Origin of the sequence: Achromobacter ruhlandii (assembly GCF_002082135.1) — a bacterium.
Lineage (GTDB): Bacteria > Pseudomonadota > Gammaproteobacteria > Burkholderiales > Burkholderiaceae_B > Achromobacter > Achromobacter ruhlandii.
This window is the reverse complement of the sequence record NZ_CP017433.1, coordinates 3,613,067-3,625,301: the sequence shown is the minus strand read 5'-3', so window position 1 is coordinate 3,625,301 and position 12,235 is coordinate 3,613,067. Positions and strand designations below refer to the sequence as shown.

The following is a 12,235-nucleotide window of genomic DNA, read 5'->3' as shown; positions in this document are numbered from 1 at the left end:
CCCGCCGTGGCCGCCGCGCCGGTGGCCGCGATCCCCGAGGCCGCGCCTGCCGCCGCGCCTGCCGCGGCTGAGCCCGCCGTGGCCGAGTCCGCCGCCGCCGCCGAAGCCATCTCGCAGGCCGCGCGCACCAGCCGCGCCGCCGCGCCAGCCCACGTCGACAAGGAATCCACCTCGATCCGCGTCGGCGTCGAAAAGGTCGACCAGGTCATCAACCTGGTGGGCGAACTGGTCATCACCCAGGCCATGCTGGCGCAGACAGCCTCGACGCTGGACCCGGTGCTGCACGACCGCCTGCTCAACGGCATGGAGCAGCTCGAGCGCAACGCGCGCGACCTGCAGGAAGCCGTCATGTCGATCCGCATGATGCCGATGGACTACGTCTTCAGCCGCTTCCCGCGCCTGGTGCGCGATATCGCCGGCAAGATGGGCAAGCAGATCGAACTGCAGACCTACGGCCGCGCCACCGAACTCGACAAGAGCCTGATCGAGCGCATCATCGACCCGCTGACGCACCTGGTGCGCAACAGCCTGGACCACGGCATCGAGACGCCCGAGAAGCGCGTCGCCGCCGGCAAGGATCCGGTTGGCCAGCTGGTGCTGTCTGCCCAGCACAATGGCGGCAACATCGTCATCGAGGTCAGCGACGACGGCGCCGGCCTGAACCGCGAAAAGATCCTCAAGAAGGCCATGGCCCAGGGCCTGCCGGTCAACGAGAACTCGCCGGACGACGAAATCTGGCAACTGATCTTCGCGCCGGGTTTCTCCACGGCCGAGAAAGTCACCGACATCTCCGGCCGCGGCGTCGGCATGGACGTGGTGCGCCGGAACATCCAGGACATGGGCGGCCACGTGCAGCTGTCGTGCGAGCCGGGCAACGGCACCACCACGCGCATCGTGCTGCCGCTGACGCTGGCCATCCTGGACGGCATGTCGGTGCGGGTGGGCGAGGAAACCTTCATCCTGCCGCTGAACCACGTGACCGAATCGCTGCAGCCCACCAACGACCAGATCTATTCGGTGGCGGGCAACGAGCGCGTCATGCATGTGCGCGGCGAGTACCTGCCGCTGGTGGAGATGCACCGCGTGTTTTCCGTCAGCGACGCGCAAACCGATCCCACCCAGGCCATCGCGGTCATCATGCAGGCCGAGGACCGCCGTTTCGCCCTGTTGGTGGATCACCTGATTGGTCAGCACCAGGTGGTGGTGAAGAATCTCGAGTCGAATTACCGCAAGGTTCCCGGCATCTCCGCCGCCACCATCCTGGGCGATGGCAGCGTGGCGCTGATCGTCGACGTATTTGCGCTTGCGCGCGCCAACCGTGAGCGTTGGTCGCAGCCCGAAGCCATTCTGAATTGATGGAGAAATAGCCCCATGGCAGCCAAACCGCAAGCGCAAGCCGCGCGCAACGAAGATGTCGGCAACGAGTTCCTGGTCTTCACGCTGGGCGACGAAGAGTACGGCATCGACATCCTGAAGGTGCAGGAAATCCGTGGCTACGATGCCGACACGGTGACCCGCATCGCCAATGTTCCGCCGTTCATCAAGGGCGTGACCAACCTGCGCGGCATCATCGTGCCGATCGTCGACCTGCGCATCAAGTTCAACCTGGGCAGCGTCGAATACAACGAACAGACCGTCGTCATCATCCTCAACCTGGATCGCCGCGTGGTCGGCATCGTGGTCGACGGCGTATCGGACGTGCTGATGCTCAACGCCGGCCAGATCCGCCCGGCGCCGGAATTCGGCGCCACCCTGTCCACCGAATACCTGACGGGTCTGGGCACGGTCGACGAACGCATGCTGATCCTGGTCGACATCGAAAAGATGATGACCAGCGATGAAATGGCCCTGGTGGAGAAGGTCGCTTCCTGATCGGAAGGACTGGACCCGGATGCGCGACCGGCGGGGCGGGGCCCCGGCGGTGGCGACCTCCCAGGGAGATGGGCGCGCCATATTGTGGAATCGATATGGCGCTTTTCCTTAACGATTGCAGTCAGGAGGGGTGCTTGTGATGCGCAAGTTTTTCGCGAACATGACGATACGCAGCAGCCTGTTGTGGGTGCTGGCGTTTTTCTCATTCATGTTGGTGATTGGAGCGGCGCTGGGCGTGCTGTCGTTGCGCATCAGCAACGCGACACTGGCGGAAATCAAGCAATCGCAGGAGCTGAACGATGCGCTCGGCCGCGTCGTATCGAGCTACAAGGACACCCTCAATGGCCTGGGCCGTACGGCCTCGTCCAATTATGCCGACATCGTGCGCAGCGTCGGCCAGCCGACGCTGCTGACGCAGGGCCTGTCGAGCGAGGCCACTGGCCTGCTGGAGCGCGCCAAGGCGGCGCAGAACAAGGGCCAGGCCGAATTCGAGTATTTCAAGACGCTGCCGCGGCCCGCCGAGGCAGCCGAATCGCTCAAGGAGGTCGAGGAAGCCTACGGCGCCTTGATCCAGCAGGGCGTGCAGCCCCTGACCGCCGCGCTGGAGAAGGCCGACATGCCGGCCTACCAGACCCAGGTGCAGAAGGTGCAGGACGCGCTGGAAGGGCGCTTCGCCCGCGCCGTCGAAGGCTTTGATTTCTGGCGCGCCAGCAAGATGCTGGACGCGTTCGAGGTGGCCCAGGTGCGCTACCAGTTCGTGCTGATGGCAGTGGGCGCCGGTGGCATCATCGCCGCGTTGCTGGTGTTCGCCACGTATGTGTTCCTGCGCCGCCGGGTGCTGCAGCCGCTCAAGGAAGCGGGCCATCATTTCGACCGGATCGCCGGCGGCGACCTGACCGCACGTGTCGACGTGCGCAACACCAATGAGATCGGCCAGTTGTTCGCCGCGCTCAAGCGCATGCAGGAAAGCCTGACGCGCACCGTGGCGTCGGTGCGCCGCGGCGTGGACGAGATCAACATCGGTTCGCACGAGATCGCGGCCGGTAACACCGACCTGTCCAGCCGCACCGAGCAGCAGGCGGCCTCTCTGGAAGAGACCGCCGCGTCGATGGAAGAACTGGCTTCGACGGTCAAGCAGAACGCCGACAACGCGCGCCAGGCCAACCAGCTGGCGGCCAGCGCTTCGGACGTGGCCGAGCGCGGCGGTTCGGCGGTGGCCGAAGTGGTCAACACGATGCATGGCATCTCGGCCAGCTCGCGCAAGATCTCGGAAATCGTGTCGGTGATCGACGGCATCGCGTTCCAGACCAACATCCTGGCGCTGAACGCGGCGGTGGAAGCGGCCCGTGCCGGCGAGCAGGGCAAGGGCTTCGCGGTGGTGGCGGGCGAAGTGCGCTCGCTGGCGCAGCGCAGCGCGCAGGCGGCCAAGGAGATCAAGGGCCTGATCGAGGACTCCGTGACCAAGGTGGGCGCGGGGTCCGAACAGGTGGAACGCGCGGGCGCGACGATGCAGGAGATCGTGGCGTCGGTCAAGCGTGTGACGGACATCATGGGCGAGATCTCGGCGGCCTCGGAAGAGCAGTCCAGCGGCATCGACCAGGTCAATCGCGCGGTCTCGCAGATGGACGAAGTGACGCAGCAGAACGCGGCGCTGGTGGAAGAGGCGGCGGCCGCGGCCGGTTCGCTGCAGGAACAGGCACAGCGCCTGGCCGAAGCCGTGGCGGTATTCAAGATCAATGCCGGCGAAGTGATCGAGGTGCCGGCCCAGCGCCTGTCCTCGGGCCGGTCATCCGCCGCGGACGATTCGCGGTTGCAAGCGCCTGACGCGCTTGCGCTTGGACACTGAGGGTAGTGGTGGCAACAGCGGCAAACCTGGCGCCGTCCATTCCGGTGGACCGCCAATTCGATTTCCGGGACGCGGACTTCACCCGCGTGCGCAAGATGATTCACGCGCGTGCCGGCATTTCACTGGGCGCGCACAAGCGGGAAATGGTCTACAGCCGGCTGGCGCGGCGCCTGCGGGCGCTGGGACGGCAGGATTTCGGCAGTTATCTGGACCAGCTCGAGAACGAACCTGACGCGGCCGAATGGGAAGATTTCGTCAATGCCCTGACGACCAACCTGACGGCGTTCTTCCGCGAGTCGCATCATTTCCCCATCCTGGCGGACTTCGCGCAGAAGCGGGGCGGCCCGGTGTCGGTGTGGTGCTGTGCCGCGTCGACCGGCGAGGAACCGTATTCCATCGCCATCACGCTGGCCGAGGCGCTGGGGCCGCGCGCCGGCGCCTGCTCGGTGCTGGCGACCGACATCGACACCAATGTGCTGAACCGGGCCCGCACCGCGGTCTATCCGGCCGAGCGTGTGGCAAAGATGGAGGAAAGCCGCCTCAAGCGCTTCTTCCTGAAGGGCCGGGGCGCCAACGCCGGGCAGGTCAGGGTGCGTCCCGAGATCGCCGACATGGTGCGGTACGAAACGTTGAACCTGCTGGCGCCGTCCTGGCCGATCAGCGAGAAGTTCGACGTGATCTTCTGCCGCAACGTCATGATCTATTTCGACAAGCCGACCCAGGCGAAGATCCTGGAGCGGTTCGTGCCGCTGCTCAAGCCGGGCGGCCTGCTGTTCGCGGGCCATTCCGAGAACTTCACCTATATCAGCCGGGATTTCCGTCTGCGCGGGCAGACAGTCTACGAATGCGCGGGTAAGGCCTAGGCGCGCCTTCGGGGCAAGCTCCTGGCCAGACTGAGGCGGTAAACAATGCAGAAAATCAGAGTTCTATGTGTGGATGATTCCGCGCTCGTGCGCGGACTGATGACCGAGATCATCAACAGCCAGCCGGATATGGAAGTGGTTGCGACCGCGCCCGATCCGTTGGTGGCGCGCGAGCTGATCAAAAAGCACAATCCGGATGTGCTGACGCTGGACGTGGAAATGCCCCGCATGGACGGGCTGGATTTCCTTGAGAAGCTGATGCGCCTGCGGCCGATGCCGGTGGTGATGGTGTCCTCGCTGACCGAACGCGGCGGCGAAATCACGCTGCGCGCGCTCGAACTGGGCGCCATCGACTTTGTCACCAAGCCCAAGCTGGGCATCCGCGACGGGTTGCTGGAATACACCGAGATCATTGCCGACAAGATCCGCGCGGCTTCGCGCGCCAAACTGCGCACGCCCAGCCCGCACGCCCCGGCCGCCGCGCCGGCGCCGATGCTGCGCCGGCCGCTGGCCAGCTCGGAAAAGCTGGTCATCGTGGGCGCCTCCACCGGTGGCACCGAGGCCATCCGCGAAGTGTTGCAGCCGCTGCCGCCGGATAGCCCGGCGATCCTGATCACGCAGCACATGCCGGCCGGTTTCACGCGCTCGTTCGCGCAGCGCCTGGACGCCCTGTGCGCGGTGACGGTGCGCGAGGCCGTGCACGGCGAGCGCGTGCTGCCGGGCCACGTGTACCTGGCGCCAGGCGGCGAGATGCATATGCGCCTGGGGCGCAGCGGCGCCAACTACGTGATCGAGCTGGAGGCCAGCGAACCGGTCAATCGCCACCGCCCGTCGGTGGATGTGTTGTTCAATTCCGCCGCCGTGGCGGCGGGCAAGAACGCCATCGGCGTCATCCTGACCGGGATGGGCAAGGACGGGGCGGCCGGCATGCTGGCCATGCACCGCGCCGGCGCCCATACCATTGCGCAGGATGAAGCCAGTTGCGTGGTCTTCGGCATGCCCCGGGAGGCCATCGCAATCGGTGCGGCTGACGAAGTGGTGCCGCTGTCGGCAATGAGTGAGCGCATTCTGACTCGCCTGGGCGACCGGGGACACCGCGTTTGACGCGGTTGTGATCCCGATCGATCTCAAGCAAATTTCTTCTGGAGTAAAAGATGGTAGACAAGGGCATCAAGATTCTGGTGGTGGATGACTTCCCCACCATGCGGCGGATCATCCGCAACCTGCTCAAAGAGCTGGGTTTCGAAAACGTGGATGAGGCCGAAGACGGCGCGATCGGGCTGGAGAAGCTGCGCAACGGCGGCTTCCAGTTCGTCGTGTCCGACTGGAACATGCCCAACCTGGACGGCCTGGAAATGCTCAAGCAGATCCGCGCCGACGCCAGCCTGGCCTCGCTGCCGGTGCTGATGGTGACGGCCGAGGCCAAGAAGGAAAACATCGTCGCGGCGGCCCAGGCCGGCGCCAACGGTTACGTGGTCAAGCCTTTCACCGCGGCGACGCTGGAAGAGAAGCTGGTCAAGATCTTCGAGAAAATTGGCGGCTGAGGTGTGCAATGAGCACGACGCAGAATGTTGACTCGACGGAATCGCCCGACCTGATTCACCGTATCGCCTCGCTCACCCGCATGCTGCGCGACAGCATGCGCGAACTGGGCCTGGACCAGGCGATCAAGGACGCGGCCAACGCCATCCCCGATGCCCGCGACCGCCTGCGCTACGTGGCGCAGATGACCGAACAGGCCGCCAACCGCGTGCTGAACGCGACCGAGGCGGCCGGCCCGATCCAGGACGGCATGTCGCGCTCGGCCCAGGCGCTGGATAGCCGCTGGCAGCAATGGTACGACCAGCCGCTGGAACTGCCCGAGGCCCGTGAACTGGTCAAGGACACCCGCGCCTTCCTGCAGGACGTGCCCAAGCAGACGCAGCAGACCCAGTCCAAGCTGATGGAAATCATCATGGCGCAGGACTTCCAGGATCTCACCGGCCAGGTCATCATGCGCATGATGGACGTGGTCGGCGCGATCGAGCGCGAGCTGCTGCAGGTGCTGCTGGACAACGTGCCGCAAGAGCGTCGCGACGAAGCCAACAGCCTGCTCAACGGCCCGCAGGTCAGCCCGCAGGGCAAGGCCGACGTGGTCACCAGCCAGGACCAGGTCGACGACCTGCTGGCCAGCCTGGGCTTCTGAGCCCGCCGGGCGGCGGGCCGCGCGGGCCCGCCTGCCGCCATGCCCGCTGGCCGGGCATGGTCGTATTCCCTAAGGGTGCGAACGCGCGCCCTTGGGTAGACTGCAACACAACAAGAATCGGGGCCGCAGCAGGAGACAGGGCGCATCGCGCCCAGGCAACGGATGCCCACAGAAGGCGATCCGGGCCGCACAAGGAGGTGCCATCTTGGCCAGATCCGTATTCCGATTCGGGGGCATCTGGGGTTTGTTGCGCCGGCTCAACCGTGGCCGCGCCACGCTGTCCGAACGCCCGATTTCCCTCAGTCCGGCCGCCTGGCCGCTGTACCGCTTCCTGGCCGGCGTCCGTAGCCGCATCGCCACGGTGCGGCAATCCAGCATCGAGATCGCGCTGAACGCCGCCCGCACCCAGTTCCAAGTCGGCCGCTGCGCGCTGCTGGCCCAGGAGCAGGCACGCGCGGCCGAGGCGCTGGCGGCCAGCGGCGCCCAGATCGCGGCGCTGTCGGCGTCCACCTCGACCCATGCGCGCGAGATCGCCCAGGTCTCCGGGCAGAACCTGCGGGCGGCCGAGCAGGCGCTGGCCGAGCTGTCCGAGGTCAAGGAGCGGGTCGACCGCATGACGCGCGAGATGGCGGCGTTCACCGACGTGGTGGCGCAGCTGACAGGCCGGGCGCGATCGGTCGGCGATATCAGCAAGCTCATCAAGGACATCGCCCTGCAGACCCAGTTGCTGGCGCTGAACGCCGGGGTGGAGGCGGCTCGCGCCGGCGACGCCGGGCGCGGTTTCGCGGTGGTGGCCAGCGAGGTGGGCCGGCTGGCCGAGCGGGTCAACGCCGCCACCAGCGACATCGGCCGCCATACCGGCGAGATGCTGGAGCTGGTCGATACGACCCAGCGCCAGACCGGCACCCTGCGCGAGGACGTGGACGCGTCCGGCGCGGTGCTGGACAAGACGCGCCAGGATTTCCAGCACTTCGTGCGCGACTTCGACAGCATGAACCGCCAGGTGGGCGAGGTGGTGCAGGCGATCGGCGAGGTCGACGCCACCAACCATGGCATGAGCCAGGACGTCAGCCGCATCGCCGCGCTGAGCGCCGACGTGCGCGAGCGGGTGGCCAGCATGTCCGGCGAGATCGACCGCATCCGGCGCCAGACCGAAAGCGTGCAGGAGGTGCTGTCGGACATGCGCACCGGCAATACCGCCTTCGACCGCCTGTCCGAGACGCTGGACGCTTTCCGGCTGGCGGCGATCCGGCTGCTCGACCATGCCCGCGAGCGCGGCCTGGACGTGTTCGACCGCCATTACCAGCGGATCGCGGGCAGCGAGCCGCCGCGCTACCACACCGGCTATGACCGCGGCATCGACGAGGCGCTGACCCGCCTGCTGGACCGCGTGCTGGAGGCCGTGCCGGGCGGCAGCTATGCGCTGCTGGTGGACGCGCGCGGGTATGCCCCGGCGCACAACAGCCGCTATTCGCATCCGCCCAGCGGCGACCCGGCCCAGGACATCGCCCGGGTGCGGCACAAGCGCATCTTCGACGACCCGGTCGGGGCGCGGTTGGCCGCCAACACCGAATCCCTGCTGTTTCAGACTTATTCCCGTGATACCGGCGAGATCGTCAACGACATCTCCGTGCCCCTGTTCCTGGACGGCGAGCACTGGGGCGCGGTGCGGATCGGGCTCGATTACGTGCGCTTCCAGGCCACCCTGGAGGCCGGCGGATCGGCCCGGCCGGTGGTGGCGGCGGCTGGCTGAATCGGACCGATCCAGCGGACGGGAGGGGCAGGGCGCCCGGCCGGCGGCCCGCCCCGGCGGGCCCGGTTCGGGCGCATCCGGGAATAGCGCCGCTTTCCCCCCGTTTCTTGGCTTATCGCCAAAGGCCCAGGCCTCCTAGAATCTCGGCGGGCAGCTCGTAATCCGAAAATCCGCGAGCCGCAACGACACCGCAGAGCATGGCCGAAGAAAGCGACCTCGAGAAAACCGAAGCCGCCTCTCCCAGGCGCCTGGAAAAGGCGCGCGAGGAGGGGCAGATTGCGCGTTCCCGGGAACTGGGCACGTTCATGATGCTGGCCGTCGGTGTCGGGGCGATCTGGGCCGGCGGCGGCACGATTTACAAGGGACTGAGCGGCGTGCTGCGCAACGGGCTGGCGTTCGACCAGCGCGTGGTGGCGGACCCGGGCGTGATGGTCGAGCAGGCTGTCAACGGCTTCGGCCAGGCCCTGATGGTGATCCTGCCGATCTTTGGCCTGCTGGCGGTGATCGCGGTGCTGTCCAGCGTGCTGCTGGGAGGCATCGTCATCTCGGGCAAGCCGCTGTCACCGAATTTCTCCAAGCTGAGCCTGTTCGCCGGGCTCAAGCGCATGTTTTCCGCCCAAACGGTGGTCGAGCTGATCAAGGCGCTGGCCAAGGCGATGCTGGTGGGCGGCGTGGCGGTGTGGATCATCTGGCGCTACCACGACGACATGCTCGGCCTGATGCACGTGGCGCCGGCGGCCGCCTTGACCAAGGCCCTGAGCCTGGTGGCGATGTGCTGCGCCTTCATTGTCGCCTCGCTGCTGGTGATCGTGATGCTGGACGTGCCGTGGCAGATCTGGAGCCACCTGAAGAAGCTGCGCATGTCTAAGGAAGACGTGCGCCAGGAACACAAGGAAAGCGAAGGCGACCCGCACACCAAGGCGCGCATCCGCCAGCAGCAGCGCCAGGCCGCCCGCCGCCGCATGATGTCCGAGGTGCCCAAGGCCGACGTGGTCGTGACCAACCCGACCCACTACGCCGTGGCGCTGAAGTACGAGGAAGACAAGAACGGCGCCCCGCGGGTGCTGGCCAAGGGCACCGGGCTGGTGGCCGCCAAGATCCGCGAACTGGCCGCCGAACATCGCATTCCCACATTGGAAGCGCCGCCGCTGGCGCGCGCCCTGTATCAACACGTCGAGCTGGGGCATGAAATCCCGGCCGAGCTATACACCGCGGTCGCGGAAGTGCTGGCGTGGGTATTCCAGTTGCGCTCGTGGCGCTCGGGATGGGGGGCCGAACCAACGGCGCCGACGTCCCTGGCCGTGCCGGCCGCGCTGGACCCGCAGGCAAAAACCGCAGCACAAGGAGCTTAAGGAATGAGCGCTCTGCTCACCATGTTGAAAAGCAACGGAGCCACGCACGCGCGGCTCCTGGCCGGTCCCATCCTGATCGTGATGGTGCTGGGCATGATGGTGCTGCCGCTGCCCACCTTCCTGCTGGACCTGCTGTTCACCTTCAATATCGCGCTGTCGGTGATGATCCTGCTGGTGGCCATGTTCACCCGCAAGCCGCTGGATTTCGCCGCCTTCCCGGCCGTGCTGCTGTTCGCCACGCTGCTGCGCCTGTCGCTGAACGTCGCTTCGACCCGGGTGGTGCTGCTGCACGGCCACACCGGCCCGGACGCCGCGGGCAAGGTGATCGAGGCCTTCGGCCACTTCCTGGTGGGCGGCAACTTCGCCGTCGGCATCATCGTCTTCATCATCCTGACCATCATCAACTTCATCGTCATCACCAAGGGCGCGGGGCGGATCGCCGAAGTCGGCGCGCGCTTCACCCTGGACGCGATGCCAGGCAAGCAGATGGCCATCGACGCCGACCTGAACGCCGGCCTGATCGGCGAGGACGAGGCGCGCAAGCGCCGCGCCGAGGTGTCGCAGGAATCCGACTTCTTCGGCTCGATGGACGGCGCCAGCAAGTTCGTGCGCGGCGACGCCATCGCCGGCCTGCTGATCATGGCGATCAACATCATCGGCGGCCTGATCGTGGGTGTGGCCCAGCACGACATGTCGATGAGCGACTCGGCCCGCGTCTACACGCTGCTGACCATCGGCGACGGGCTGGTGGCGCAGATCCCGGCGCTGGTGATCTCGACCGCCGCCGGCGTGGTGGTGTCGCGCGTGTCGACTGACCAGGACATCGGCCAGCAGATCATCAGCCAGCTGTTCTCCAATCCCAGCGTGATGTTCCTGACGGCCGGCATCATCGGCATCATGGGCCTGATCCCCAACATGCCGCATATCGCCTTCCTGACCCTGGCCGGCGCGCTGGCCTGGGGCGGCTGGGCCATGCACAAGCGGCGCAAGGCCGCCGAGGTGGCCGCGGCCGAGGCGCCGCAACAGGCGGTGACGCAGGCCCAGGCCGCCGCGGCCGAAGCCAGCTGGGACGACGTATCGATGGTGGACCAGCTCGGCCTGGAGGTCGGCTACCGCCTGATCCCGCTGGTCGACCATGCCCAGAACGGCGAGCTGCTGCACCGCATCCGCAGCCTGCGCAAGAAATTCGCCCAGGACGTCGGCTTCCTGCCGCCGGTCGTGCACATCCGCGACAACCTGGAGCTCAAGCCCAACGACTACCGCATCCTGCTGTCAGGCGTCGAGATCGGCCACGGCGTTGCCATGCCGGGCCAATGGCTGGCGATCGACCCGGGCGGCGTGACCATGCAGATCCAGGGCACGCCCACCACCGATCCGGCCTTCGGCCTGCCGGCGCTATGGATCGACGGCAGCCTGCGCGATCAGGCCCAGGTGGTCGGCTACACGGTGGTGGACGCCGGCACCGTGGTCGCCACTCACCTGAACCACCTGATGCATCGCCACGGCTCCAATCTGCTGGGCCGCCAGGAAGTGCAGCAACTGCTGGATCGCATCGGCCGCGACGCGCCCAAGCTGGTCGAGGACCTGGTGCCCAAGACGCTGTCGCTCACCGCGCTGCAGAAGGTGTTGCAGGGCCTGTTGGCCGAGGAAGTGCCGATTCGCGACATGCGCACCATCATCGACACGCTGTCCGAGCATGGGCCGCGCCTGGCCGCGCTGGCGGCCGGCACGGGCGGCCAGCCCGATATCAACGAACTGATCGCGCTGACGCGCCGCGCGCTGGGCCGCGCCATCACCCAGCAATGGTTCCCGGGCGAAGGCGAGCTGCGCGTGATCGGGCTCGACGTCAAGCTCGAGCGCGTGCTGTCGCAGGCGCTCACCACCAGCGGTGGCCTGGAGCCGGGCCTGGCGGATACACTGCTGCGCGAAACCCAGGCGGCGGTCGAGCGCCAGGAGTCGCAGGGCAACGCGCCGGTGCTGCTGGTCTCGCCGGTGTTGCGCGCGCCGCTGTCGCGCTTCCTGCGCCACCATCTGCCGCAACTGGGCGTGTTGTCGAATACGGAAATTCCGGATGAGCGCATGGTCCGCGTGACCGCGCTCATCGGCGGAGGTAATGGTCAATGAAAATAAGCCGCTTCTTTGGCGCCAACAGCCGCGAGGTCATGCGCCAGGTGCGCCAGGTGCTCGGGCCCGATGCGCTGATCGTGTCGAACCGCAGCGTGGATGGCGGCATCGAGGTGCTGGCCACGGTCGATGGCGCGTTTGACGACGCGCCGCAGCAGGCGCAGGAGTACGCGCCGCGGGCCTATGCCGACGGCCATGCGCCCGCGGCCCGCGCGCCCATGACGCCGCAGCCCCCGGCGC

General features: G+C 67.1%; 10 protein-coding genes and 1 pseudogene. All 11 read left to right on the top strand.

The features are described 5' to 3' along the window. A partial coding sequence (locus AruCF_RS16330; protein ID WP_254431137.1) for a chemotaxis protein CheW occupies window positions 1-1,356 on the top strand: 1,356 nt, incomplete at its 5' end. 15 nt (window positions 1,357-1,371) lie between these two features. After that, entirely contained in the window at window positions 1,372-1,872 is a 501-nt protein-coding gene (cheW, locus tag AruCF_RS16325) for a chemotaxis protein CheW (RefSeq protein ID WP_006387513.1), read from the top strand. Window positions 1,873-2,011: 139 nt separating this feature from the next. Continuing rightward, window positions 2,012-3,718: a methyl-accepting chemotaxis protein gene (locus AruCF_RS16320; RefSeq protein WP_049074399.1), complete on the top strand. Its 1,707-nt coding sequence runs from the start codon at window positions 2,012-2,014 to the stop codon at window positions 3,716-3,718. Between the two features lie 8 nt (window positions 3,719-3,726). Continuing rightward, on the top strand, window positions 3,727-4,581 hold the full coding sequence (locus tag AruCF_RS16315) for a CheR family methyltransferase (protein ID WP_049077898.1): 855 nt from the start codon (window positions 3,727-3,729) through the stop codon (window positions 4,579-4,581). A gap of 45 nt (window positions 4,582-4,626) precedes the next feature. Next, the gene (locus AruCF_RS16310) at window positions 4,627-5,685 is read left to right on the top strand and encodes a protein-glutamate methylesterase/protein-glutamine glutaminase (RefSeq protein WP_049074396.1); all 1,059 of its coding nucleotides are present in this window, start codon (window positions 4,627-4,629) and stop codon (window positions 5,683-5,685) included. A gap of 50 nt (window positions 5,686-5,735) precedes the next feature. Next, window positions 5,736-6,125, top strand: coding sequence for a chemotaxis response regulator CheY (cheY, locus tag AruCF_RS16305; protein WP_006387517.1), 390 nt, complete (start codon window positions 5,736-5,738; stop codon window positions 6,123-6,125). Between the two features lie 8 nt (window positions 6,126-6,133). Next, window positions 6,134-6,766 carry a protein phosphatase CheZ gene (gene cheZ / locus AruCF_RS16300; protein WP_049074394.1) on the top strand — a complete coding sequence of 211 codons (633 nt, stop codon included), beginning with the start codon at window positions 6,134-6,136 and terminating at the stop codon, window positions 6,764-6,766. A gap of 205 nt (window positions 6,767-6,971) precedes the next feature. Then, window positions 6,972-8,519, top strand: a complete 1,548-nt coding sequence (locus AruCF_RS16295) for a methyl-accepting chemotaxis protein (protein ID WP_235432668.1) — start codon at window positions 6,972-6,974, stop codon at window positions 8,517-8,519. A gap of 197 nt (window positions 8,520-8,716) precedes the next feature. Next, window positions 8,717-9,871, top strand: a complete 1,155-nt coding sequence (flhB, locus tag AruCF_RS16290; RefSeq protein ID WP_049074392.1) for a flagellar biosynthesis protein FlhB — start codon at window positions 8,717-8,719, stop codon at window positions 9,869-9,871. A 3-nt stretch (window positions 9,872-9,874) separates the two neighbouring features. Continuing rightward, window positions 9,875-11,995 carry a flagellar biosynthesis protein FlhA gene (gene flhA, locus AruCF_RS16285; RefSeq protein WP_049074390.1) on the top strand — a complete coding sequence of 707 codons (2,121 nt, stop codon included), beginning with the start codon at window positions 9,875-9,877 and terminating at the stop codon, window positions 11,993-11,995. After that, window positions 11,992-12,235 (top strand): annotated as a pseudogene (locus AruCF_RS29555) (flagellar biosynthesis protein FlhF); the annotation flags it as partial. The gene flhA and the pseudogene AruCF_RS29555, both read left to right, overlap by 4 nt.

Coding starts and splice junctions, on each gene's coding strand:
- cheY (WP_006387517.1), top strand. CDS start 5,736: ATGGTAGACAAGGGCATCAAGATTCTGGTGGTGGATGACTTCCCCACC.
- AruCF_RS16320 (WP_049074399.1), top strand. CDS start 2,012: ATGCGCAAGTTTTTCGCGAACATGACGATACGCAGCAGCCTGTTGTGG.
- flhB (WP_049074392.1), top strand. CDS start 8,717: ATGGCCGAAGAAAGCGACCTCGAGAAAACCGAAGCCGCCTCTCCCAGG.
- cheZ (WP_049074394.1), top strand. CDS start 6,134: ATGAGCACGACGCAGAATGTTGACTCGACGGAATCGCCCGACCTGATT.
- flhA (WP_049074390.1), top strand. CDS start 9,875: ATGAGCGCTCTGCTCACCATGTTGAAAAGCAACGGAGCCACGCACGCG.
- cheW (WP_006387513.1), top strand. CDS start 1,372: ATGGCAGCCAAACCGCAAGCGCAAGCCGCGCGCAACGAAGATGTCGGC.
- AruCF_RS16310 (WP_049074396.1), top strand. CDS start 4,627: ATGCAGAAAATCAGAGTTCTATGTGTGGATGATTCCGCGCTCGTGCGC.